At 57.3% G+C, this 22,577-nt stretch carries 21 protein-coding genes and 1 pseudogene; 9 read left to right on the top strand and 13 right to left on the bottom strand.

Going from position 1 to position 22,577, the window contains the following annotated elements; all coding sequences use genetic code 11:
* Positions 1 to 24 precede the first annotated feature (24 nt).
* Genes AB4P97_RS19410 through AB4P97_RS19395 form a run of 4 tightly spaced genes read right to left on the bottom strand, consistent with a single transcriptional unit; the run spans position 25 to position 5,504 of the window.
* Positions 25 to 423 carry a hypothetical protein gene (locus AB4P97_RS19410; protein ID WP_054997658.1) on the bottom strand — a complete coding sequence of 133 codons (399 nt, stop codon included), beginning with the start codon at positions 421 to 423 and terminating at the stop codon, positions 25 to 27.
* Between the two features lie 2 nt (positions 424 to 425).
* Entirely contained in the window at positions 426 to 2,660 is a 2,235-nt protein-coding gene (locus AB4P97_RS19405) for a hypothetical protein (protein WP_395601487.1), read from the bottom strand.
* On the bottom strand, positions 2,653 to 4,242 hold the full coding sequence (locus tag AB4P97_RS19400) for a tyrosine-type recombinase/integrase (RefSeq protein ID WP_395601486.1): 1,590 nt from the start codon (positions 4,240 to 4,242) through the stop codon (positions 2,653 to 2,655). The genes AB4P97_RS19405 and AB4P97_RS19400 overlap by 8 nt, the downstream gene beginning before the upstream one ends.
* Complete coding sequence (locus tag AB4P97_RS19395; protein ID WP_395601485.1) at positions 4,242 to 5,504, bottom strand: tyrosine-type recombinase/integrase; 1,263 nt, start codon at positions 5,502 to 5,504, stop codon at positions 4,242 to 4,244. The genes AB4P97_RS19400 and AB4P97_RS19395 overlap by 1 nt, the downstream gene beginning before the upstream one ends.
* Before the next feature lie 147 nt (positions 5,505 to 5,651).
* Between AB4P97_RS19395 and ettA the strand changes: the two genes are divergently transcribed.
* Complete coding sequence (gene ettA / locus AB4P97_RS19390; RefSeq protein ID WP_395601484.1) at positions 5,652 to 7,343, top strand: energy-dependent translational throttle protein EttA; 1,692 nt, start codon at positions 5,652 to 5,654, stop codon at positions 7,341 to 7,343.
* An 81-nt stretch (positions 7,344 to 7,424) separates the two neighbouring features.
* Here the strand turns inward: ettA and AB4P97_RS19385 are convergent, their stop codons facing one another.
* Positions 7,425 to 7,718: a hypothetical protein gene (locus AB4P97_RS19385; protein WP_395601483.1), complete on the bottom strand. Its 294-nt coding sequence runs from the start codon at positions 7,716 to 7,718 to the stop codon at positions 7,425 to 7,427.
* Between AB4P97_RS19385 and gdhA the strand changes: the two genes are divergently transcribed.
* The gene (gene gdhA / locus AB4P97_RS19380; protein ID WP_395601482.1) at positions 7,717 to 9,054 is read left to right on the top strand and encodes an NADP-specific glutamate dehydrogenase; all 1,338 of its coding nucleotides are present in this window, start codon (positions 7,717 to 7,719) and stop codon (positions 9,052 to 9,054) included. The two genes, AB4P97_RS19385 and gdhA, sit on opposite strands and share 2 nt — an antisense overlap.
* Here gdhA and AB4P97_RS19375 read toward each other — a convergent pair.
* From AB4P97_RS19375 to AB4P97_RS19360, 4 genes and pseudogenes are all read right to left on the bottom strand, one after another.
* A pseudogene (locus AB4P97_RS19375) lies at positions 9,039 to 9,546 on the bottom strand (GreA/GreB family elongation factor). The gene gdhA and the pseudogene AB4P97_RS19375 sit on opposite strands and share 16 nt — an antisense overlap.
* A 70-nt stretch (positions 9,547 to 9,616) precedes the next feature.
* Positions 9,617 to 9,973, bottom strand: a complete 357-nt coding sequence (locus AB4P97_RS19370) for a hypothetical protein (protein ID WP_042561161.1) — start codon at positions 9,971 to 9,973, stop codon at positions 9,617 to 9,619.
* A 155-nt stretch (positions 9,974 to 10,128) separates the two neighbouring features.
* Positions 10,129 to 11,982, bottom strand: coding sequence for a DUF4105 domain-containing protein (locus AB4P97_RS19365; protein WP_042561160.1), 1,854 nt, complete (start codon positions 11,980 to 11,982; stop codon positions 10,129 to 10,131).
* A 96-nt stretch (positions 11,983 to 12,078) separates the two neighbouring features.
* Complete coding sequence (locus AB4P97_RS19360) at positions 12,079 to 12,567, bottom strand: DUF3015 domain-containing protein (RefSeq protein ID WP_042561159.1); 489 nt, start codon at positions 12,565 to 12,567, stop codon at positions 12,079 to 12,081.
* Between the two features lie 277 nt (positions 12,568 to 12,844).
* Between AB4P97_RS19360 and AB4P97_RS19355 the strand changes: the two genes are divergently transcribed.
* Both AB4P97_RS19355 and AB4P97_RS19350 read left to right on the top strand, forming a co-directional pair.
* A complete protein-coding gene (locus AB4P97_RS19355; protein ID WP_042561158.1) occupies positions 12,845 to 15,283 on the top strand; it encodes a Lon protease family protein in 2,439 nt (812 codons plus the stop codon).
* Positions 15,284 to 15,607: 324 nt separating this feature from the next.
* A complete protein-coding gene (locus tag AB4P97_RS19350; protein ID WP_042561157.1) occupies positions 15,608 to 15,928 on the top strand; it encodes a hypothetical protein in 321 nt (106 codons plus the stop codon).
* Here AB4P97_RS19350 and AB4P97_RS19345 read toward each other — a convergent pair.
* The gene (locus AB4P97_RS19345) at positions 15,925 to 17,754 is read right to left on the bottom strand and encodes a hypothetical protein (RefSeq protein WP_395601481.1); all 1,830 of its coding nucleotides are present in this window, start codon (positions 17,752 to 17,754) and stop codon (positions 15,925 to 15,927) included. The two genes, AB4P97_RS19350 and AB4P97_RS19345, sit on opposite strands and share 4 nt — an antisense overlap.
* A gap of 163 nt (positions 17,755 to 17,917) precedes the next feature.
* Between AB4P97_RS19345 and AB4P97_RS19340 the strand changes: the two genes are divergently transcribed.
* The 3 genes from AB4P97_RS19340 (at position 17,918) to AB4P97_RS19330 (ending at position 19,584) form a co-directional block, all read left to right on the top strand.
* Positions 17,918 to 18,406: a TIGR00645 family protein gene (locus AB4P97_RS19340; protein ID WP_042561155.1), complete on the top strand. Its 489-nt coding sequence runs from the start codon at positions 17,918 to 17,920 to the stop codon at positions 18,404 to 18,406.
* 131 nt (positions 18,407 to 18,537) lie between these two features.
* Positions 18,538 to 18,843 carry a DUF6482 family protein gene (locus tag AB4P97_RS19335; RefSeq protein ID WP_042561154.1) on the top strand — a complete coding sequence of 102 codons (306 nt, stop codon included), beginning with the start codon at positions 18,538 to 18,540 and terminating at the stop codon, positions 18,841 to 18,843.
* A gap of 123 nt (positions 18,844 to 18,966) precedes the next feature.
* Positions 18,967 to 19,584 carry an FKBP-type peptidyl-prolyl cis-trans isomerase gene (locus AB4P97_RS19330; protein ID WP_042561153.1) on the top strand — a complete coding sequence of 206 codons (618 nt, stop codon included), beginning with the start codon at positions 18,967 to 18,969 and terminating at the stop codon, positions 19,582 to 19,584.
* Between the two features lie 130 nt (positions 19,585 to 19,714).
* Here AB4P97_RS19330 and AB4P97_RS19325 read toward each other — a convergent pair whose 3' ends face one another.
* From AB4P97_RS19325 to AB4P97_RS19315, 3 genes are all read right to left on the bottom strand, one after another.
* On the bottom strand, positions 19,715 to 19,972 hold the full coding sequence (locus AB4P97_RS19325; protein ID WP_042561152.1) for a hypothetical protein: 258 nt from the start codon (positions 19,970 to 19,972) through the stop codon (positions 19,715 to 19,717).
* Between the two features lie 206 nt (positions 19,973 to 20,178).
* Positions 20,179 to 20,520, bottom strand: coding sequence for a zinc ribbon domain-containing protein YjdM (locus AB4P97_RS19320; protein ID WP_042561151.1), 342 nt, complete (start codon positions 20,518 to 20,520; stop codon positions 20,179 to 20,181).
* A 144-nt stretch (positions 20,521 to 20,664) separates the two neighbouring features.
* Positions 20,665 to 21,633 carry a polyprenyl synthetase family protein gene (locus AB4P97_RS19315; RefSeq protein ID WP_007909817.1) on the bottom strand — a complete coding sequence of 323 codons (969 nt, stop codon included), beginning with the start codon at positions 21,631 to 21,633 and terminating at the stop codon, positions 20,665 to 20,667.
* A gap of 240 nt (positions 21,634 to 21,873) precedes the next feature.
* Between AB4P97_RS19315 and rplU the strand changes: the two genes are divergently transcribed.
* Together rplU and rpmA are read left to right on the top strand one after the other, a co-directional pair.
* Positions 21,874 to 22,188: a 50S ribosomal protein L21 gene (gene rplU, locus AB4P97_RS19310; protein ID WP_003230856.1), complete on the top strand. Its 315-nt coding sequence runs from the start codon at positions 21,874 to 21,876 to the stop codon at positions 22,186 to 22,188.
* A 35-nt stretch (positions 22,189 to 22,223) separates the two neighbouring features.
* Complete coding sequence (gene rpmA / locus AB4P97_RS19305) at positions 22,224 to 22,481, top strand: 50S ribosomal protein L27 (RefSeq protein ID WP_003176049.1); 258 nt, start codon at positions 22,224 to 22,226, stop codon at positions 22,479 to 22,481.
* The last annotated feature ends 96 nt before the right edge of the window (positions 22,482 to 22,577 follow it).

Raw genomic sequence — 22,577 nt, 5'->3', positions numbered from 1 at the left:
AAGGTAGTTATCTTTCAAATGAGATCAGGTCCTCTTCTGAAGCTGTGAAACCGGCCGCTCCAACATTGATTGCGTTAGCCCGTGCATATCTGCATTGGCTTGCCAGATCAAAAATCGGCTATGCATATCTCGAACAGCGGCTAACAGCTTCTGGTTGGACGCTGTCACTTTCTCAATGTGCTCGTTGGCTGCCTGAATATCGCTAATCCAGCCAGGCTTAAGCTTCTGAGCCTTCAATGCCGCCTTGCAGTTCTTCATCGCTAAATCCACGGCAGGTAGATTCATCAGCGACTGGCGAGCACGACTGATACCCAGTTTTTGTTTGCAGGCCTCAACGAGCAAAGGCCAGGTCAGCTTCGGCTCTGACCATTCCTCAATCAGCTTTATGATGCGCTTCTCATCCTTTGGCGTTAAATGCCCCATCTTTAACCCTCAATCTCATTCAGCAAAGCCAAGACGTCATCTAACGATGATAACGCCTCTTGCGCTGGGTGCTCTTCAATGACTTTGACTGCGATCAGACCTGACATTGCGACGGCGTTCTTGGTCAGCGTCCAACCGTTATCAGCGTTCCACACAATGGCACCCTTTTCGAGTCCGGGGTTTTCCAGCATTTGGATGAGCTCCTCGCACTTAAAGAGCTTCTCACCCAGTTTCTTGGCCCACTCCGATGCCCCAAACACGTCCCGAGACTGCGCATCCAGGGCTTTATCGAGGCGTCGTTTAAGATCGTCGCGTTCTTCCTTAAGGTTGCCAAGCTTCACGTCATCCCCTTTGACGCATCCGAGCCGCCCGCAGTCCAAGCAGGCGCCCATTTTCGGGCAGGGCTCGGAAGCAAAGTTGTGCACACAAACGCCGAGATGGGTTTGATGGATAATGCGATCCTGCTCACCCTCGCGCAGTTCCCTTACATCTGCAAGCCTCAGAGGCTGATTGGTTTTAACCTTGTCCAGACGCAGGGCAGCGGTGCCGTGCTTCGTTTTGGGGTGATAATCCGCAACCCCTTGGGTGCGTTCCTCGACTGTTTCATGGTTGTAGACCGATCCCATCGACGAGCGCCCGGAGAAAGCATCAATCAAGAGCTGCGACAGACCGGCCTTGCGCATCTGCGTGTTCAATTCGTGCCGAAACGCATGCGTGTTGACCTTGACGCCGGGGTAACCATAGCGTTCGAACAGGCTTTTCACTGCTGGGTTGTTACTACCTCCTAACTGCGCATTCATTCGGCTAGTGGTCGCCGCTATCTCCACGCCAAACCCGTGTTGCGCACCAGATGTACCTGAGTCTCCAGCCAGTGCTCCCGTGCGCATGGTGAACAACGCATCACGGTACTTCAACCGAGCTTTGCCCTCCGTGTACGGCGTGGTGTATGGAAAATCCTTTGGAAGATACTTCTCCCGCAACAGCATATTGAGTCTGCGTAGCGTGATCACACATCGGTCGTCAAACTCCCAACCCTGGACCCCAAGCTTTCCCTTAACATGTATTCTCTTCCCTTTGCTGGAATCCCACCCGTCACGGATCTCGGCCAAGAGCGCTCGGACGGCGGGGCTCAACGCCTTTTGCTTCTCAAGGCTTTTCAGTAACTTGACATTGAATACTGATCGCGCGTGCCCCTTATGAGCGGCGAGTTTCAGCGCGGCACAAGCTTCGACGTATGTGAGCGGTTCATCAGCTCCCTTGGGTGGCACTCCTGCGTGGGGGGGGAACTCATCGGGATGGTCTTCCAGCCAGGCGGCGTAAGCCCGCGCTTCATCGGTGATCGGTTTCAGTAACATGATGACCCGCTCGACGACCGGCTCCATCTCAGGGATAACGACGGGCTTCGCCGTCATCTGGTTCATCTTTTCCGCGTACCAGCGCAGGAACATGCGCCGATTGCCCTGGGCATCCTCTTTGAATAGCAGGAAATTCAATGGAAGATCCGCCAATTCACCCACGCGACTGGGTACACTCAGTAACAGCGCACAGGCGGATGTCACTACGATGTCGAGGTGGCTGGTCAATTCGTTTGTGAACACTTCCCCGAGGGCTCTGATCGCTTCAGGGTTAGGCAGCTTCTTTTCCCGATCCTCTCTTTGCTGCTTGAGCGTGCCTCTCTGGCTCTGCCTCAGCGGAGATGTCCACCGGAAATCCGACTTGAGCAGTTTTTTGGCCAGCATCAGGGCGATGATGGCCTCAAGTGACTTACTGTAAACGTATGCGGTGTTTCCTTTCGTCCAGTGACGTCTCATGTGCTCGCACGCATTATTACAGACAGCGGCGGACACCCGCGTCACATCCAGCGTGCCGGTCAACTCGAACAGGGCGACTTCCAGCCCCCTAAGAGCGTTCATCCAGTCACTCATCCCCTTTTTCTGCAAATACACCCTTCGGTACACCAGTATGGCTTTGGTAAATTCCGTGAAGGGTGCCTGCATCGTCTTTCGGGCAGATAAGGTCGATCCGAGCGCCGTGAAGCTACAGCTTGAGAGGCCATGCGGGTGCCAACTGCCGTCTTCCCAGCGAATACTCGCGTTCACTCGATTGGGAATGCCTTTGGGCAGAGTGTTTTTTGCCCATTCGATAAACGCCACGAGGTGAGCCTCCGCATCCAGCTGGCTCTTGGGATTAAAATCAACAATGTTATTCGGCGGTTCAGAATCAAACGCTTCAGTCATTCTTCTGTGCCCTTGAGTCCGATGATCGGCGCATGGCCTCGCAATCCAGAATAACCTTTCGGCAAGCGAGAATGGCCCGATCCCATAGCACGCCGGTCGTTTTATCCGTGGCAATGGTTTGCTCCCGGCGACGCTCCAATCGCTCAAGGACCTCGCGGTGATTGGCGTGCAAAAGGGGCTGGAATTTTCCGCATGCATAACAGGTATACGGCGCATCGAGAAGGCAGGCGGTCGTGGCACCGCACACTGCCACATCCTCGATTAGGCGATCCGCTCGATCCCCGTTTATGGCTGAGGTGAGATCTGTGACGATGATCCCGGTGAACGCATTCACAATCAAGGCCATATGGTTGTTCATCTTCGCGTCGATCAACGCCAGCAACTCCGTCGACACGGCGCGGTACTTTCGCACTGTTCGAGTATCGCTATGCATCAATGCGCGGGCTATCGCAAACTCACTCAGCCCCGCATTGGAAAGGTCCGTGCCGAGGGTGTGCCTGAACCGGTGCCCCGTCACTTTCAGCGGCTGATGGGTGCGAGGCGAAATTGGAAAACTCTCCATCCGCTCGATGTGACGAAGCCATTGCTTGACCGTGCCTGATCCGACATGAAAGAGGGGCTGCGGCGCGTCTTCGAGGGCTTTTTGAAGGGGGCTATCGAGCAACACAGGGGGATTCCACCGCCGTTTCCAAGCTTCTGCTGCATCACGATCCAGCTTCTTACGAAAGAGCGGCACATTCTGGATGGCTACATTCCAATCGACACCGTTTGGGTACGTTTGCCAAAGTTGCGCCAGAATCATTGCCTTGTAGGCCTGCACTGTGTTGTAGAGGTCCTCATCCAGCCTAAATCTTTCGGATTTTTTTCGCCAACCCGCCTCGTCGCCTTTTTGCTTTGCCCAATGAAACTTGACCTCGCTCTCCGTGAAGTCACCAAAAACCATCATTCGCACCTGATAGCCACGCTGTCCGTAAATCATCAACATGCGCAGGTAAATGTACTGCTCGAAATCTAACTGCCCGTGACAAAACTGCTCATGTATCCATTGATGCAGCGCGTCCTGCTCGATCTGTGTGAGCGGGCCTTCTTCGGGGTCTAGGCTAAGGATCACATCGTTGCTGGAATTCTTTTTCCTGGGCAATTCCTTGTAGGCATCGATCAGGGATTGCGACGGGCGCTGTTCGAGGGATTCGCAATCGTGCCAAAACGCTATGAAGGAGGCCATGACACTAAACTCTTTATCGCTAAAGCGCTCCCGCAGTGCGATCAGTTGATCCTCGTTGAGCGGGTCAAGCCCAGCCTGAGCAGCCCGCGACAACACACTGGCAGTGTTAGCAACCGTGCGCGCTGCCACATCGCCCATTCGGTACACCAGGGCGGCGTGCAACCAAGGCCGCCAGTCCGGCGAGACGCAGGCAATAGCCGCTTTCCAGTTAACTGAATCACTAGCCGACTTATCCGGTTTCCACATGGGGTCAGCGGGCGTGAACACCTCCCCACATTTCGCCAGGCGAGGCGTGTTCAGCCACGCATCTAGGGTGCTCTGCTTTGGTGCCTGAAGTGCTTCGACGGGAATGTTCACTATGAACCTCCTCGTGTCGTGTCGGCTTTCTGACGGCTTGCCGTAAACCGCTCGGCCCGTTTCTGAATTGCTTTGTCTGCCTCTTCCTTCCAGAATTTCGCGCCGTAGTGGCCGGGCATGTTCGAGTCGGGACTCCAGCCGAACATCCAGGTTAGGGTCTTTTGGACTTGCGTTATGCGGTCCTCCGGCGTGAGCAGTGCAAGTTCCTCACGCATGCTTTCCAGCATCGTGCAAACCGCGTCATGCCTCAGAATATGCGGGTGCACATGAGCCAGTTCCGGCGCTATTTCGCGGACTCTGGACAGAACGCCATCCACTGCCTTGATGGTCAGAGGTCCGCCCTCATTTCGCTTGTGCGCCACCAGCAAAAACGGATGCCTTCTCGCTAGCGATGCACCGCTACGGAGCTTTCTGTGGCGATATTTCGATTCGTACTCAGTTATTGCGTCATACAAGTCATCGGTCATCACCAGCATGCGCTCGTTGGTTTTGAATTGCGGGGCCATCGTTCGTGGATCGAGGCTCTCATCCTCAAGGTTGACCACCGCTAGTTGACGACTGTGCCAGTGAATATCGCTAGTCTTGATCAGCAGCATCTCGGAGCGTCGTAGCCCCATGTCGAGGCCCAGCAGCAAAATGATGTAGTTACGCAGTCTGATGGCTTCATCTGAAAAGGGGTTCTCGGCGTGATCTGGATGCATGATTTCCAGCAATCGAGTTCGCTCTTGACTCGTAAGCCCCTTCATTTCTTTCGTTCGCGTTTTTTTCCACGCAGGTCTGGCCGCTTTGATCTTGCGGTTGATGCGCTTCTTCAGATCGTCAACCGCCTCATATCGTGTTGAGTGATCACCCAGCTTGTCATAGAGAAAGGCTAGATAGTCGCGTACAGCCTCGATTCGCTGCTGTGCGTGGACCTTGCCAACGGATTTGTAGGCAGTCGGATGCAAACGCATCCCCGCATATTTCATGGCCAAGGTTTGCTTGCTGAACCCCGCGTCCGACACAAACCTGGAAAGCTCACTGTCTGTCAGGTACCTGCTGTGAGGGCGCTGTTCGAGGTGAGAAATCAGATCAATGGAGGAAAACGCCAGAAACTCCTCAAACACAGCCAGATGCTCAAGGTATTTCTTGGTTGTTTCGAGGGCTCTGCCCGAGTGCTCCATGGTGATGTATAGGTTGGGGTAGTACACAGGAATGTAGTCTTGCACCAACAGCTTTCTTCGAGCAGCATTCACCACCTGCTCTATGACCTGGAAACCCATGTAGCTCCCTCATAAAACATAACTTTTCTAAGTATAGTCAGGGGTATCGGACGGTCAGCGCAAAACTTAACGTTTTATTTCCAGAGTTTAAGCGCCTGTCTCTACCCTCAAAGCACTGAAAATACAGGATTAAAGGCGAATCAAACCATGTCCAAAACTGACAAAGCAGGAAAAACAGGCTCTTACGTCTTCACCATGCATCGGCTGGGCAAAGTTGTTCCGCCGAAGCGGGAAATCCTCAAAAACATTTCGCTGTCCTTCTTCCCCGGCGCCAAGATCGGCGTGCTCGGCCTCAACGGTTCGGGTAAGTCCACGCTGCTGAAAATCATGGCCGGCGTCGACACCGAGTTCGAAGGCGAAGCCCGTCCGATGCCGGACCTGAATATCGGTTATCTGCCGCAAGAGCCGCAACTTGATCCGACCAAGACCGTGCGTGAAGTGGTCGAGGAAGCGGTCAGCGTGATCAAGAACGCCCAGGCACGCCTGGACGAGGTCTACGCGGCTTACGCTGAAGAAGATGCCGACTTCGACAAACTGGCTGCCGAACAGGCCAAGCTCGAAGCGATCCTGCAAGCCAGCGACGGCCACAACCTGGACCGTCAACTGGAAGTCGCCGCCGACGCGCTGCGTCTGCCGGCCTGGGACGCCAAGGTCGAATTCCTCTCCGGTGGTGAAAAACGTCGTGTGGCCCTGTGCCGTCTGCTGCTGTCCGCTCCGGACATGCTGCTGCTCGACGAACCGACCAACCACCTGGACGCTGACTCCGTGGCGTGGCTGGAGCACTTCCTGCACGACTTCCCGGGTACCGTGGTTGCGATCACGCACGACCGTTACTTCCTGGACAACGTTGCTGGCTGGATTCTGGAACTCGACCGCGGCGCGGGCATTCCTTACGAAGGCAACTATTCGGGTTGGCTTGAAGCCAAGTCCGATCGTCTGGCTGCCGAATCCAAGCAGCAGTCGGCTCACGAAAAAGCCATGAAAGAAGAACTGGAGTGGGTGCGCAAAGGCGCCAAGGCCCGCCAGTCGAAATCCAAGGCTCGTCTGCAACGCTTTGAAGAAATGCAATCGCAGGAATTCCAGAAGCGTTCGGAAACCAACGAGATCTACATCCCGGCCGGCCCGCGTCTGGGCGACAAGGTCATCGAATTCAAGAACGTTTCCAAGGGCTACGGCGATCGCGTGTTGATCGACAACCTGTCGTTCTCGATGCCGAAGGGCGCCATTGTCGGCGTAATCGGCGGTAACGGTGCCGGTAAATCGACCCTGTTCCGCATGCTGATGGGCAAGGAAACACCGGATTCGGGCAGCATCGAAGTCGGCGAAACCGTGCAACTGGCGTGCGTCGACCAGAGCCGCGAAGACCTCGATGGCAGCAAAACCGTGTTCCAGCAGATCTCCGACGGTTCTGACCAGATCCGCATCGGCAACTACGAGATCCCGTCGCGTACCTACGTCGGTCGCTTCAACTTCAAGGGTGGCGATCAGCAGAAGTTCGTCAAGGACCTGTCCGGTGGTGAGCGTGGTCGCCTGCACCTGGCGCTGACTCTGAAAGAGGGCGGCAACGTCCTGCTGCTCGACGAACCGTCCAACGACCTCGACGTTGAAACCCTGCGTTCGCTGGAAGAGGCTCTGCTGGACTTCCCGGGCGCCGCGATTGTGATCTCTCACGATCGGTGGTTCCTTGACCGCGTCGCGACCCACATCCTGGCGTACGAAGACGACTCGCAAGCGATCTTCTTCGAAGGTAACTACACCGAGTACGAAGCCGACCGCAAAAAGCGTCTCGGCGAAGCAGCGGCCCAGCCACACCGGGTACGCCACAAAAAACTGGCCTGATTCGGGTTGGTTGCATGAAAAAGCGGAGCCTTCGGGCTCCGTTTTTTTTGCTTTGATTTTTTCGGGGGTACCGAGGTGGATTCATCGCTGGCAAGCCAGCTCCCACAGGATTTGTGATGTGCCCGGAATGGGTGAGCACTGCTGAAACTGTGGGAGCTGGCTTGCCAGCGATTGGGGTGTAACTGTTGGTGCATCGTCGAGGTTGGTAATCGTCATTGAGGTGCAAAAAATCCCTGAAAAGGCTTCTGATTTATATCCTGTGCACCATTTAATTTCATAACTGCGACATCTTGCGCTGTTCCTGTGCGCAATTCGTTTGCTACAGTCCGGCTCAATTTCTTCCAACGATAATAAATTTGCCGAGACTTTTTCCATGATCGAATCCGTCGAATCCTTCCTCGCACGCCTGAAACAACGCGACCCGGATCAACCCGAATTCCACCAGGCTGTCGAAGAAGTCCTGCGCAGTCTGTGGCCGTTTCTTGAGGCCAATCCGCGTTACCTCACCTCAGGGATTCTGGAGCGCATCTGTGAGCCGGAGCGGGCGGTGGTGTTTCGCGTGTCGTGGGTCGACGATCAGGGCAAGGTCCAGGTCAATCGCGGTTTCCGTATCCAGATGAACAGCGCCATCGGACCGTACAAGGGTGGCTTGCGTTTCCATCCATCGGTGAACATGGGCGTGCTGAAGTTTCTCGCCTTCGAGCAGACCTTCAAAAACTCGCTCACCTCGTTGCCAATGGGCGGCGGCAAGGGCGGCTCGGACTTCGATCCGAAAGGTAAGAGCGACGCCGAAGTCATGCGTTTCTGCCAGGCGTTCATGAGCGAGCTGTATCGCCATATCGGCGCCGACGTTGACGTGCCTGCCGGTGACATTGGCGTCGGCGCGCGGGAAATCGGATTCCTGTTCGGTCAGTACAAGCGCCTGAGCAACCAGTTCACCAGCGTGCTGACCGGCAAGGGCATGGCTTATGGCGGCAGCCTGATTCGCCCGGAAGCCACCGGTTTCGGCTGCGTGTATTTCGCCGAAGAAATGCTCAAGCGCCGCGAGCAGACCGTTGAAGGCAAACGCGTGGCGATCTCCGGTTCCGGCAACGTTGCGCAATACGCCGCGCGCAAGGTCATGGATCTGGGCGGCAAGGTGATTTCCCTGTCCGACTCCGAAGGCACGTTGTATTGCGAAGCCGGGTTGAGCGAAGAACAGTGGCTGGCGCTGCTGGAACTGAAAAACGTCAAGCGCGGACGGATCAGCGAATTGGCGGCAGCCTACAACCTGGAGTTCCGCGCCGGTCAGTTGCCTTGGTCGCTGGCCTGCGACATAGCGCTACCGTGCGCCACGCAAAACGAACTCGACGCCGAATCCGCCCGCGTGCTGCTGCGCAACGGCTGCGTGTGTGTGGCCGAAGGCGCGAACATGCCGACCACTCTGGAGGCTGTGGATATCTTCATCGAGGCGGGGATTCTGTTCGCGCCGGGCAAGGCATCCAATGCGGGCGGCGTGGCCGTCAGCGGTCTGGAAATGTCGCAGAACGCCATGCGCCTGTTGTGGACGGCGGGCGAGGTGGACAGCAAGTTGCACGCGATCATGCAGTCGATCCACCACGCCTGTGTGCATTACGGCGAAGAGAACGGGCGGATCAACTACGTCAAAGGCGCGAACATCGCAGGCTTCGTCAAAGTCGCCGACGCGATGCTTGCTCAGGGAGTGGTCTGATCCGGCTCGATGCGAATCACTTCAATCATTTGATCGCCGGCGGGGCGCTGCCATAGCACCTCGTCGTTGAGCCGGGTGCCAAGCAGGGCCCGGCCCAGCGGTGAGCCCCAATTGATCAGGCCTTTGGCTGCGTCGGCCTGATCCTCACCGACCAGTTGCACGCGGCGTTCGGTGTCGTGTTCGTCGGCGTAGGTCAACCCAACTGCCGATTTGCACTTTGTCTGTAGACGTCGCGGCGACGGCGACTTGTGCGCTGCCGAGGCGCTGATTGAAATAACGCAAGTCTCGTTCGAGATCGGCCTGACGTTGTTTGTCGGCCTGTTCACCTTTTGCCGTTTGCTCGGCGTGCAAGGCTTGCAGCTCGGCGACTTTCGCCTGCAACTGTTGCAGACCTTGTTGTGTGACGTAATTGGGCTGCGCGCTGACCTGCCGTTCGACTGGCTGATCGGCTTGCGCGGCGGCGTTGTCTTCGTTGACGAAAGCACGGCTCATGGTGTCCTCCCCGTTAATGGGTTGGGCCATGCTCGCAGGGATTTGGTTTCATCGGATGTCTGCAAACGACCTATTGCGAGCGATAGGCCCGCGCGGCGCCCTGATCTTTCTGCTGCTGCCAGGCGCGCTCGCGCTCGTCCCAGTGCTCGTTGCGATAGTCGTTGCGATCCTTGTTTTCCAGCATCGCCTGACACTGGCGGAAACCGTCGGTCCAGCCCTCGGCGTATTGCTTGTCCTTGAGATAGCGCGGCACATTCTTGCGAAACTCGCCGCTGATCGATCCGGCGGCTTGTCGGCCGCTGACGCAACCGTCATCAAACCCGTCGGCAAAGGCCGGTGGATAACCCTTGGCGATCAAATCCTCGTGAGTGGTCTGGCAACCGCTCAGCAATAGCAAAACACCCAGCGAAACCACGCACCGCCACATCGCACTCTCCCGAGCCGTCACACGGCTTATGGGGTGAGTCTAGAAGGGGATTCGTTGATGGGGTGTGAAAGAAAGATCAAAAGATCGCAGCCTGCGGCAGCTCCTACACTTGGAATGCATTTGCCCCTGTAGGAGCTGCCGCAGGCTGCGATCTTTTAGTAGTGATACCACTTCACCTCAAGCATCACTTCAGTCTCAGGTGTTGCCACATGACTGAACTCGCGCTGCGCACTCAGGCGTAAACCCAGGTTACGCGACAGCTCCCACTGCTGATTCAGGCTGAGGCTGCGACGCACTTCGCCATTGATGAAGTAATCACCCTTGGCCTCCAGGCTCAGGTTGCCCAGCGGGTTTTTCCACAGTACGCCGGTATTGAAACCGCCGGCGGGGGAAACGAACTCGGCGAAGTCATTGTTGTGTTCGACGCGCACCGTGCCGAGGGCAAAACCGAGCACATCTTCACCCAATTGCCACGTACCGCCACCGCCGCCATTGACGTGGCTGACCAGGGTTTCGTCATCATGCTTGCCCGGTACGCGCTCAAGTCCGCCCGTGACTTGCCACGACAGCGGCTGCAGCAACTCGTTGCGTGGCGTCAGTGAGCGAATGGTCGCCAGATCTAGTTGCTGGAATTGCCAGTGATTGCCTTCGTACTGGCGCAGCTTCATCTGCAGGATTTCGATTTGCGCTCCGAGCGGGAAACTTTCGGCGTTGTCGTTGAGGTCGTGATACGCCATGCGCAAGCCGTACTCGGCGAACGCACGGTCGCCGCGAGTACCGAGGCCGGCCTGCCAGGTGCGCGACTCGTGGCCATCCTCCGGCAGACCGGGACGAGGAATTTCCAGCTCCGGTGCCGGGTTCTTGTTGATCGCCCGAAGCAGTTCAAAGCTGCGCTGCGCCCGTTGCGGATCACGTTCCTGACCGTTGGCGCGGTAGCGCTCCAGCCGATACGCGGCGTCGATGATCAGCGCTTGCCGGGCGCGGGGCAGGGCCTTGAAGGCCGGTTCCTGCAACACCTGCTGCTCGGCGCTGACTTTTAGCACCCATTGCTGTTCTTCGTCAGTCAACGGTTCGGCGCGGCTGAGCAATTCGCGTTCACGGGACGGGCGGTATTCGATGCTTTCTACCAGACCCGCTTCTTTAACGGCTTTGACCGTGTCAGTAGGGATTGCGGTCAGCGGGAATTGTTCGGTCAGGCGCAGGCTCGGCCGGGCCACTTGCAGCAGTTCGAGCAGACGGTAGGAGCAGTTTTCGTCGAAGAAGAAATAGTCGAACTGGATCTGCTTCAACTCCCACACATGCTCGACCATGCGTGCGGTTTCTTCTTGCGTCAGGTTGAGCCGGTACTCCCACAAGTCGCGGTTTTCCAGGCTGCGGTATTCGGAGAGTTTTTCCTGATACGGCACCAGCGCAAACAGCCCCGGATAGCCGCCCATCAAGCCTTTCCAGGCGTAAAGAATGCTGTTGTCCGAACCTTCGATGTAGGCGCCGAAGTTGATCGCGTAACTGAGCAGCGAGGTCTTGTCGCTTTGCACGTCAGCCTGATCGATACGCAGCAGGGTGTGGCCGAACATCGACGACGGACTGTTGAGATACGCTGCCGGAAAGATCATCACCGCGCTGTGCGGCGAGACGTCCTTGAACCACTTTTTGTATTCGGCGCACGCCGGCATCGGCAGGTCGGTCAGGTTGAGCTGCGTTTTCAACCAACGGGTGCGGGCCGGATAAACGCATTGCGCGTGCTGCTCACCGAGACTGGCCGGGGCGTACAACGCTTGCACGGTGGCGGCCAGCTCACGGTCGGGGTGTTCATTGCCATCGGGCGCGAGAAAGAATTTCTTGTCGCTGACATAGCTGCGCCAGCCGCCAAGCTTGGCGGTTTCGTAATGACCGAGGGAAATCCAGAAACGGTCATTGGCCAGTTGCTGCAAACGTTGAGGGTCGATGTTTGGCGCGGCGGACAGCGGGGCGCAGACACAGAGCGCCAGCCAGGCAAGGCGTTTGAGCATAGTCGGCAACTTAAACAGGAAAAAAACAAAAGCCCAAGGAGGGACGGGCCGAAAAAATAAAAACCCGCTCCCCGAAGGAAGCGGGCAGGGTCGAGCTTAAGCCTGCGTTGCGTACTTGGCCAGACGTGGGTCTGATTTCAGCACGGACAGGGTGTTGGTATGCACGTCTTCAGCGGTCACGTCAGCCTTGCTGAAGATCTGCTGGAAGTGCTCGTGAGTCACAGCAGCGAAGTGCGCACGGTCTTCCGGCGCCACGCCCAGTACCACGGCATAGGTCGTCAGCGCTTCGCCGTTGCCCTTGGCCATGTCTTCAGACAGCTCGTTCATCATGCCATTCATGGCAAACCAGGATTTGCCGCCATAGGTCAGCGACGCGTTGGTCGAGCAACCGTTGGTGCCGGAGGTCATACCAAACGTGGCGTTACCGGAAGTGCCGTTGGTGGTGGATGCCAGGAAGTGAGCCGGGGTGCCACGCTGACCTTCGAACAGCATGTTGCCCCAACCGCAATCCGGGCCGCCTGGAGCTTGCGCCATTGCGTTGATGGATACAGCGGTGAAGAGAGTACCGAGAAGAATCCGTTTCATAGCTTTTATCTCTTTATGTGCATACCAATGGACAGGGTTCTGGCTCCTGACGGTGCCAGTGGGCCGGTATTAGTTCCAGCCGCGCAGTTTGGAGTTTAGGCACGTTCCTGGGGTTCCGTGAGTTTTTGCAAAATATTTGGAATAAACCCCGGTTTCAAGGGGGCGGGTCACGGGACGGGCGTTTGTCTATGCTTTGTCACATGGCGCGCCTTGCCAGTGGGGTACAGGCAGCGCCAGAATGCCGCTATCTGCCCCGCCTGATTGTTAAGGAAGCCCGATGCCTGATCCTGTTGCTGCCAGCTTGCGTCTAGCGCCCGAAGCGCTTACCCGTCCGTTTTCCGCTGAACAGTTCAGCTTCACTACCACCAATGATCTGGAGCCCTTTCGCGGTGTGCTCGGCCAGGAACGTGCGGTCGAAGCCTTGCAGTTCGGTGTGGCCATGCCACGCCCCGGTTACAACGTCTTTGTCATGGGCGAGCCCGGTACCGGTCGCTTCTCGTTCGTCAAACGCTACCTGAAAGCCGAAGGCAAGCGCCTGCAGACCCCGGCGGACTGGGTCTATGTGAATAATTTCGATGAACCGCGCGAACCGCGCGCACTGGAGTTGCCATCGGGCACGGCCGGCGCGTTCATCGGTGACATCAACGGCTTGATCGACAACCTGCTGGCGACTTTTCCGGCGGTCTTCGAGCACCCGTCCTACCAGCAAAAGAAAAGCGCCATCGACCGCGCCTTCAACCAGCGCTACGACAAGGCCCTCGACATCATCGAGCGTCTGGCCCTGGAAAAAGACGTTGCCCTGTATCGCGACAGCAGCAACATCGCCTTCACACCGATGCTCGACGGCAAGGCACTGGATGAAGCTGAATTCGCCCAGTTGCCGGAAGCCGATCGCGAGCGTTTTCACGAAGACATTTCCGGTCTCGAAGAGCGCCTGAACGAAGAACTCGCCAGCCTGCCGCAGTGGAAGCGCGAGTCGAACAATCAGCTGCGTTCGCTCAATGAAGAAACCATCACCCTGGCCTTGCAGCCATTGCTGTCGCCCTTGTCCGAGAAGTACGCGGAGAACGCAGCGGTCTGCGGTTACCTGCAAGCGATGCAGGTGTACCTGCTGAAAACCGTGGTCGAGCAACTGGTCGACGACAGCAAGACCGACGCCGTCGCCCGCAAGCTGCTGGAAGAACAATACGCGCCGAGTCTGGTTGTCGGTCATCCGGTCAGCGGTGGCGCGCCGGTGGTTTTCGAGCCGCACCCGACGTACGAAAACCTGTTCGGTCGCATTGAATACACCACTGATCAAGGCGCGCTTTACACCACCTATCGCCAGTTGCGTCCGGGTGCCTTGCACCGCGCCAACGGTGGTTTCCTGATTCTTGAAGCGGAAAAAATGCTCAGCGAGCCGTTCGTGTGGGATGCGCTCAAGCGCGCCCTGCAATCGCGCAAGCTGAAAATGGAATCGCCGCTGGGCGAGATGGGCCGCTTCGCCACCGTGACCCTCAACCCGCAGCACATCCCGTTGCAGGTCAAAGTCATCATCATCGGCGCGCGGTCGCTGTACTACACGCTGCAGGACCTTGATCCGGACTTCCAGGAGATGTTCCGCGTTCTGGTCGACTTCGATGAAGACATCCCGATGGTCGACGAAAGCCTGGAGCAATTTGCCCAGCTGCTGAAAACCCGAACTTCGGAAGAGGGCATGGCGCCGCTGACGGCCGATGCGGTCGCGCGTCTGGCAACTTACAGCGCACGTCTGGCCGAACACCAGGGACGTTTGTCGGCGCGCATCGGTGATCTGTTCCAACTGGTCAGCGAGGCTGATTTCATCCGGCATCTGGCCGGTGATGAAATGACCGATGCCGGTCACATCGAGCGAGCCCTCAAAGCCAAGGCCACCCGCACCGGGCGCGTGTCGGCGCGGATTCTCGATGACATGCTCGCCGGGATCATCCTGATCGACACCGATGGCGCGGCGGTCGGCAAATGCAACGGGCTGACCGTGCTTGAAGTCGGTGACTCGGCATTCGGTGTGCCGGCGCGGATTTCCGCCACGGTGTACCCGGGCGGCAGCGGTATCGTCGACATTGAGCGTGAGGTCAACCTTGGCCAGCCGATCCACTCCAAAGGCGTGATGATCCTCACCGGGTATCTGGGCAGCCGTTACGCCCAGGAATTCCCGCTGGCGATTTCCGCGAGCATCGCACTGGAGCAATCCTATGGTTACGTCGACGGCGACAGTGCGTCGCTGGGCGAGGCGTGCACGCTGATTTCGGCGTTGTCGAAAACCCCGCTCAAGCAATGCTTCGCGATCACCGGTTCGATCAACCAGTTCGGTGAAGTGCAGGCGGTGGGCGGGGTCAACGAGAAGATCGAAGGCTTCTTCCGCCTCTGCGAAGCGCGCGGCCTGACCGGCGAGCACGGCGCGATCATTCCGCAGGCCAACGTCGCTACGTTGATGCTCGATGAGAAAGTGCTGGCGGCAGTGCGCGCAGGGCAATTCCACGTGTACGCGGTGCGTCAGGCCGACGAAGCGTTGAGCCTGCTGGTCGGTGAACCGGCCGGTGAGCCGAATGCCGATGGTGAATTCCCGGAGGGCAGCATCAATGCGCGAGTAGTGGAACGCCTGCGCGATATTGCCGAGATGATCAGCGAAGACGACCTCAAGGAAGCCGAGAAGGAATTGGCGCAGGAGGCATTGGTAGAAGCCAAGCCTGCCTGAGCCTTCATGCAGTAAATCTGTGGGAGCGAGCCTGCTCGCGAAAGCGCTGTATCAGACGACGATTAAGTTGCCTGACACTTCGCATTCGCGAGCGGGCTCGCTCCCACAGTGTTTTTCCAGATTGATTTTTGCGCTGATCTTCGTGAAAAGTGCCATCACTCTGACGCCAATATTCACACAATGACCATTCGGCGCATTCTGGTTTCATATGGCTTGCGCGGCGGACTTTTCTTCTATTCTCAGCTCAAGGATATCGACAGTATCACTGGATCGAGCCAGTCCTCCCGAGAGGGCTGAATACCGGCTTCACCGAGGGTCGCCGCCATGTCGCGCAACCTCTGCCTCACCCGTCAATGCCTGGGTCTCGTGACCCGTATCGAATGTGCCATCAAACCGTTGGCCGGCGATAACGGCATGTGGACGCTGCTCTTCGCTGCCGGCATGGCCGGTGAACAACCTTCCGCCATCAAAGCCCAGGGTCCGTTCCACGGCCCGATTGCCGCCGAGTCGATTCTCGACACCATCGTTGAAAGTCTGACGTTGCACGGCTATGAACTGGCCGACGACCCGCAGATCTGGAGCCTGCACCTGCAAGCCCAGCTTCGGCAGATCAACGGCGGGCGCGGCCGTAGCCTCAACGGTTAGGGCGCGGTGTCAGGCATCTGCGCCTTGTCGAGCTTGACCTCAAAGCCGTATTGCACGGTGGCGAGGTTGGTTCGCTGATAGGTTTCCACGTGGGTAGGACGGCCATAGAAGTAGTGCACGCCAAACAGCGCCGGGCCTTCTGCGCTCGCATCGTGGCTGACCGAGAGAATCTGCTTGAGGTATTTGCCGCTGTCGTCCTTGACGAAGAACCGCCATTCATCGGCAGGAAATAGCTTCAAGTCGACCACCAGCGTGTTGTTCCTGATCTCCAGACCTTTGGGCAAAGACTTGGCGTCGTAGGTTTTTTTCTCGACCGAGGCTAGAAACAGCGGCATTGAGCCGACGGCAATCGCCGGCGTATCCGGGAACAGGTTCAAGTCGTAGGTGATCGTCGCTTGCAGTGGATCGACCTGATAAGCCTCGGGCGGTAGCTCGATCGGTTCATCGAGTTTACCGCTGCGCTTTTCGGTGAAGAACGTCACCGGGCTGACCCCAGGGCTGAAGTCGTCCCCCAGCAGTTCGTCGTTGAAGGTGCGGCGGTGAGAAAACTCGATGCGCGCAGCGCTCGAGTCCTCCACCGATTGTTGAATACGCACGCCTGCCTTCAACTGATCCTCGGTCAGGCTCGCGCCTTTGAGCCAGTTCGTGGCCAGATCGTCATACACCACAATCGGCAAGTCCAATGGCTGGATTGTTTTTTCCATAGTGTGTGGGCTGAAGGTGCGAATTGGCAGATCCAGCGCTTTGCGTGTCACGGTTACCGAGGAAAAATCCAGCAGGCTGACTTCCAGCGTCTCGATCGGGCCATTGAAGTAGACCTTGTTGTAGCGGCGCGGGTGTTGTTGCTCGAACGCCAGTTGGTCGGCACTGAGCTGCTTTTCCAGCGCGTCGCTCCAGGTTTTTTGCTGTTGCAGGTGCGTCAGTTGCTTTTGGTAGAAGGAAACCTGCTCCGGACTTTCGTTGATCGAACCGGCACGCACCAGGTATTGACCAGTGCCATCACGCGCTTGAACGATCAGCGGATTGAGCTGGGCGTCAGCGACTTCCGGGGCCAGGGGCAGGTTGTTGCTGAATTCGACTTCGGCGTAGTTCTTTTCAAGCTTGAGCAGTTTGACGCTGAGATTGTCGTTGGTGCGGGTCTGACCGACATCTTTCTGCGTCAGGTCAAAACTGTACAAGCGGCGCGGCGCAATGACTTCGACCTGGCCTTGCAGGCGCACCGGTTGCGGCAAGGTCTTTTTGTCCACCCCAAGACCATCGATGAACGGGTAGGTCACGGTCAGGTCATCGGGATTGGTAACGTTGGAGCTGGACGGGCTGAGCTGGATGCCCGGATCGGTTTCCGACCATTCCGGCTGATAAGCAATGACGCGCTTGTTGCTCAACGTTACCGACTGCCATTCCACGCCATGCGGGAACAGGAAACCACCGGGGATGTTCAGGTTGAAAGGAAAAACCGGTTGCAGATCGGTGAGGTAATCGGAGCTGGCATCTTTGTGCAGCACGAACAGACCCTTGATGAACGTATCAACCAGCGCTTGCGGGGTGGGGTAGTGCTTGAGCACGCCGAGAGCGTCTTCGCCGTATTCGGTTTGTGCCGGATTGCTGTCGAGCTTGAGCTGTGCGCGTTCGAGCAACAGTAGCGAACCGCCGAGTTCGGTGACGGCGTCCTTGAGCTTCGGATCGGTGATGGCGTCCAGTGACTGTTCGAATTTTGCGGTTTTTTCTTCAAGGCTTACGGTGCGCTTTTCGTCACCTTGCGAGCAACCGCCAAGGAGCAGGGTGAAGCAAATTCCGGCAATCGTTATCGGCAATCGCACATCCATTTCCACTTTTCCTGTCCGCTTTCGCTGGGCCGTCAATGGTTTGGACACTAGCAGAAAAAATTGCCGCACACGTGCGCTGGTGGCGGATTTTCAGGCGGTTTCTGGCTGTCACAGGGGGCTGGTATACTCGCCCCCCATTACAACCCCCCTTGTGTGAGATTCAATGGAACGCTTTATCGAAAATGCAATGTATGCCACGCGCTGGCTGCTGGCGCCGATCTACATCGGGCTGTCTCTCGGACTCCTGGCGTTGGCACTGAAATTTTTCCAGGAAGTTTTCCACATCCTCCCCAACGTCTTCTCGATGGCCGAGTCGGATCTGATTCTGGTCCTGCTGTCGCTGATCGACATGGCGCTGGTCGGCGGCCTGCTGGTGATGGTGATGATTTCCGGCTACGAGAACTTCGTCTCGCAACTGGACATCGACGAGGGCAAAGAGAAGCTCAGCTGGCTGGGCACCATGGACTCCTCGTCGCTGAAAATGAAAGTGGCGGCCTCGATCGTGGCGATTTCCTCGATCCACTTGCTGCGCATTTTCATGGACGCCAAGAACGTCGATCCCGAGCACCTGATGTGGTACGTGATCATCCACATGACGTTTGTGATTTCGGCATTTGCCATGGGTTATCTGGATAAGCTCACCAAGCACTGATCATTCCTTGATTGCTGCAAAACCGCCCGTCTGTTGCGAAACAGACGGGCGGTGTCGTTTGTGGCTTGTGCTTTTTTGCCCGCGGGCATATCCCTGTAGACCTACTGGCTCGCCCTGCGTGAGGTGTGTTCATGAACCTGCAAGAGTTGAACGCGTATGCCATCGCCGGCAAGGTCGATGAGCTGAACCTGATCTCCATGGAAGGTGGCATTTACCTGCTCGAAGCGCGTATGCGTGGAGCGGCGTATCCGCTCAGCAATCCTCAAGGGCAGATGTTGACGCTACGCTCGGTCGAACATGCCCGGGATGTGCTGCATAGCTTCCCGGTGTTGCCATTCAACCTCGTACACACCTCGGTACATGATGAAATGTGTGGCCTCGGCGCCAGTGGCGAGGAAAGTCTGAAAGTGCCGCTCGCCTGGCGGTCCGCACTGTAGACCCGGCGCCCCAAACGCCAAGGCATCTGTGCTAGTCTGCTCGCCCTTTTGGTTCCGGGCGCGCCGGGACGCGCTGTGTACGCACGGCACGTCTGTTGGTCGTCCGCACAGCGGAGCAGTGTCATGTCCGAAGTAAATCTGTCCACCGACGAAACTCGCGTCAGCTACGGTATCGGCCGTCAGCTGGGTGACCAGCTGCGCGACAACCCGCCACCGGGTGTCAGCCTTGACGCCATTCTGGCCGGTCTGACCGACGCTTTCGCCGGTAAGGAAAGCCGTGTAGGTCAGGAAGAAATGTCCGCCAGCTTCAAAGTGATCCGCGAGATCATGCAAGCCGAAGCGGCTGCCAAGGCTGAAGCTGCAGCAGGCGAAGGCCTGGCATTCCTGGCTGAAAACGCCAAGCGTGACGGCATCACCACTCTGGCTTCCGGCCTGCAATTCGAAGTGCTGACGCAGGGCGAAGGCGCCAAGCCAAGCCGTGAAGATCAAGTGCGTACTCACTACCACGGCACCCTGATCGACGGCACTGTGTTCGACAGCTCCTACGAGCGTGGCCAGCCAGCAGAATTCCCGGTTGGCGGCGTAATCGCCGGCTGGACCGAAGCCCTGCAACTGATGAATGCCGGCAGCAAATGGCGTCTGTACGTGCCGAGCGAACTGGCTTACGGCGCTCAAGGCGTTGGCAGCATCCCGCCGCACAGCGTTCTGGTATTCGACGTCGAGCTGCTGGACGTTCTGTAAGACCTGGCCTGTCTGCATGACAGGCTAATGTGGGAGCCAGCCTGCTGGCGAAAGGGTCGAGCGGTTTTTGTTCAAGACCGCTTTGATGCCATCGCCAGCAGGCTGGCTCCCACAGTTTTTTCCGTGACTTTCATAGTTCTATCTTGTGATGCAGTTCATTCGTCGGGCGCAAGGCCCGGGCGTAGCAGAACAGGAACAGATTGCGCACCAGCTCTTTGAGCACCAGCGGCTCGCTGGAATTCAGGCTGTTCACATCCAGATCACCCTGATCCTGCAGCTCATGCAGGGCTTCTTCTTCAAGCACCGCACAGACTTCCCCGGTTTCACGATGCAGGATTCTGAGGTAGGGGTGTGGGCGATCCAGCCAGGCGTCGATCAAATAAGTCATGGTTCTCATCTCCATTGAAAGGGTTTCAATGAGAATAATTCTTATTCATCAAATAGCAAGCGCCTATTGGCGGATTGCAGATTTTTCAGGGTAAAGATTGCGTAAGGTCAAAACGGCTGGCGCTTGGCTATTGCGTGAATGTACCGAGGGAGCAGGGGAGGGGGAAGCTCCATCCCACGGCGGGCGTGGGATGGATGACAGCAGGTTCAGACTTTTCTGACGAACTCGGATTTGAGCTTCATCGGGCCGATGCCGTCGATCTTGCAGTCGATGTCGTGGTCGCCATCGCACAGGCGGATGTTCTTGACCTTGGTGCCGACCTTGACCACCAGCGACGTGCCTTTGACCTTGAGGTCCTTGATCACGGTGATGGTGTCGCCGTCCTGCAGGACGTTGCCGACCGAATCTTTCTTCACGGCGTCATCGGAGGCAGCTTCGGCTTCGCCATTGGCAGACCACTCGTGGGCGCACTCCGGGCACACCAGTTGGGTGCCGTCTTCGTAGCTGTATTCGGAATTGCATTTCGGGCAGGGTGGCAACGTGCTCACTAGGGCTCCTTGAGAGTGGATCGCTAAAAGTCGCACATTGTATAGGGTTTCTCCGCTGATGGCGCCAAAAGCAAAAAATCGCAGCTCCGACAGCTCTGTAGGAGCTGCCGAAAACTGCGATTTTTTGATTTTTTTTCAGCGATTTCAGTGTGTGCGGGCGACCGCAAACTCACTCAATTCAACCAGTGCATCACGGTATTCGCTGGCCGGCAGCGCTTCGAGGCACTTGATCGCACGGGCCACATAGTCGCGAGCCAATTGCGCGGTGTACTCAAGCGAACCGGAAGCTTCCACGGCGATGCGGATGCTTTCCAGGTCTTCGATCCCGCCTTTCTGGATCGCCTGGCGCACCAGTGCAGCCTGTTCAGGCGTGCCTTCGCGCATGGTGTAGATCAGCGGCAGGGTCGGCTTGCCTTCGGCCAGATCGTCACCGACGTTCTTGCCCAGGGTTTCAGCGTCGCCCTTGTAGTCGAGCAGATCGTCGACCAATTGGAATGCCACGCCCAGGTGATCGCCAAAGGTGCGCAGGGCTTCGCTCTGCTCGGCGGTTGCACCGGCCAGCGCGGCGGCGCTGTGGGTCGAGGCTTCGAAGAGCATCGCGGTCTTGCCGCGGATGACTTCCATGTAGGTTTCTTCGGTGGTGCTCGCGTCACGGACCTTGGACAGTTGCAGCACTTCGCCTTCAGCGATGATGCGCGTGGCCTGCGAGAGAATCTTCATCACCGGCATCGAGCCCAGTTCGACCATCATTTCGAACGAGCGCGAGTACAGGAAATCGCCCACCAGTACACTTGGCGCGTTGCCCCACATGGCGTTGGCAGTCGAACGGCCACGGCGCATGCCGGACATGTCGACCACGTCGTCATGCAGCAAAGTCGCGGTGTGCAGGAATTCGATGGTGGCGGCGAGCAGGCGCATGTCATCGCCTTCGCGACCCAGGGCCTTGCCACACAGCAACACTAATAAAGGACGCAGGCGTTTGCCGCCGGCCGAGGTGATGTAATCGCCGATTTTCGATACCAGCGGCACTCGGGAAGTCAGCTGCTTCTTGATGATGCCGTCGACGGCGCTAAAATCGTCCGCCACCGCGCGGTAGAAAGCTTGGGGTTGCATCAGCGAGAGTCGCTCCAGAAGGGTTGCGCGGCATGCTAGGACCCCCGTCCAGACCTGTCAAGGCGCGATGGACGGCTACTTGCAAGCCTGCGATAGCTTGCGTACAATCGCGCACCCTGAACTTCCTGGGCAGCACCTGCCTTACGCAATTGCTAGCGGGCCTTCCAGCCCCATGCAGCCATGCCAGCCAATACCTCTTCTTATAAAGAGCTGGGTGAGCAGGATTATCGGAGAAACACCATGTCTTATGCAGTAATCGTTACTGGCGGCAAGCAGTACAAAGTCGCCCCAGGTGAATACCTGAAGATCGAAAAACTGGAAATCGCTACCGGCGAATCCGTTACCTTTGATCGCGTTCTGTTGGTTGCCAATGGCGACGACGTAAACATCGGCGCTCCAGTTGTTGCTGGCGCTACTGTTGTGGCTGAAGTGATCTCCCAAGGTCGTCACGATAAAATCCGCATCATCAAGTTCCGTCGTCGTAAGCACCACATGAAGCGTATGGGCCACCGCCAGTGGTACACCGAGATCAAAATCACCGGTATTCAGGCTTAATTTCAGCCTAATTCCTCACTAGGAGAATTGAACTCATGGCACACAAAAAAGCTGGTGGTAGTACCCGCAACGGTCGCGACTCAGAAGCCAAACGCCTTGGCGTGAAGATGTATGGCGGCCAGAAGATCATTCCGGGCAACATCATCGTGCGTCAGCGCGGCACCCAATTCCACGCTGGTTACGGCGTTGGCATGGGTAAAGATCACACCCTCTTCGCGAAAATCGAAGGCGTGATCAAGTTTGAAGTAAAAGGCGCGTTCAACCGCCGTTACGTGAGCGTTGTCGCGGCTTAATCGCGAGATCGCTGGAAGAGCCCTGTCTTGCGACGGGGCTTTTTCGTTTGTGGGGTGAGTCTCTTGCAAAACTGTTTGTATGGGCTGTCGGCGTGC

Origin of the sequence: Pseudomonas sp. A1230 (assembly GCF_044218825.1) — a bacterium.
Lineage (GTDB): Bacteria > Pseudomonadota > Gammaproteobacteria > Pseudomonadales > Pseudomonadaceae > Aquipseudomonas > Aquipseudomonas iridis.
The sequence above is the reverse complement of the archived record's forward strand: the minus strand, read 5'-3'. Positions and strand labels throughout refer to the sequence as shown.

Bases quoted from the DNA above. Each gene is read 5' to 3' on its own strand.
- AB4P97_RS19410 (WP_054997658.1), bottom strand. From the start codon at position 423: ATGGGGCATTTAACGCCAAAGGATGAGAAGCGCATCATAAAGCTGATT.
- AB4P97_RS19405 (WP_395601487.1), bottom strand. From the start codon at position 2,660: ATGACTGAAGCGTTTGATTCTGAACCGCCGAATAACATTGTTGATTTT.
- AB4P97_RS19395 (WP_395601485.1), bottom strand. From the start codon at position 5,504: ATGGGTTTCCAGGTCATAGAGCAGGTGGTGAATGCTGCTCGAAGAAAG.
- ettA (WP_395601484.1), top strand. From the start codon at position 5,652: ATGTCCAAAACTGACAAAGCAGGAAAAACAGGCTCTTACGTCTTCACC.
- gdhA (WP_395601482.1), top strand. From the start codon at position 7,717: ATGATCGAATCCGTCGAATCCTTCCTCGCACGCCTGAAACAACGCGAC.
- AB4P97_RS19385 (WP_395601483.1), bottom strand. From the start codon at position 7,718: ATGGAAAAAGTCTCGGCAAATTTATTATCGTTGGAAGAAATTGAGCCG.
- AB4P97_RS19370 (WP_042561161.1), bottom strand. From the start codon at position 9,973: ATGTGGCGGTGCGTGGTTTCGCTGGGTGTTTTGCTATTGCTGAGCGGT.
- AB4P97_RS19365 (WP_042561160.1), bottom strand. From the start codon at position 11,982: ATGCTCAAACGCCTTGCCTGGCTGGCGCTCTGTGTCTGCGCCCCGCTG.
- AB4P97_RS19360 (WP_042561159.1), bottom strand. From the start codon at position 12,567: ATGAAACGGATTCTTCTCGGTACTCTCTTCACCGCTGTATCCATCAAC.
- AB4P97_RS19355 (WP_042561158.1), top strand. From the start codon at position 12,845: ATGCCTGATCCTGTTGCTGCCAGCTTGCGTCTAGCGCCCGAAGCGCTT.
- AB4P97_RS19350 (WP_042561157.1), top strand. From the start codon at position 15,608: ATGTCGCGCAACCTCTGCCTCACCCGTCAATGCCTGGGTCTCGTGACC.
- AB4P97_RS19345 (WP_395601481.1), bottom strand. From the start codon at position 17,754: ATGGATGTGCGATTGCCGATAACGATTGCCGGAATTTGCTTCACCCTG.
- AB4P97_RS19340 (WP_042561155.1), top strand. From the start codon at position 17,918: ATGGAACGCTTTATCGAAAATGCAATGTATGCCACGCGCTGGCTGCTG.
- AB4P97_RS19335 (WP_042561154.1), top strand. From the start codon at position 18,538: ATGAACCTGCAAGAGTTGAACGCGTATGCCATCGCCGGCAAGGTCGAT.
- AB4P97_RS19330 (WP_042561153.1), top strand. From the start codon at position 18,967: ATGTCCGAAGTAAATCTGTCCACCGACGAAACTCGCGTCAGCTACGGT.
- AB4P97_RS19325 (WP_042561152.1), bottom strand. From the start codon at position 19,972: ATGACTTATTTGATCGACGCCTGGCTGGATCGCCCACACCCCTACCTC.
- AB4P97_RS19315 (WP_007909817.1), bottom strand. From the start codon at position 21,633: ATGCAACCCCAAGCTTTCTACCGCGCGGTGGCGGACGATTTTAGCGCC.
- rplU (WP_003230856.1), top strand. From the start codon at position 21,874: ATGTCTTATGCAGTAATCGTTACTGGCGGCAAGCAGTACAAAGTCGCC.
- rpmA (WP_003176049.1), top strand. From the start codon at position 22,224: ATGGCACACAAAAAAGCTGGTGGTAGTACCCGCAACGGTCGCGACTCA.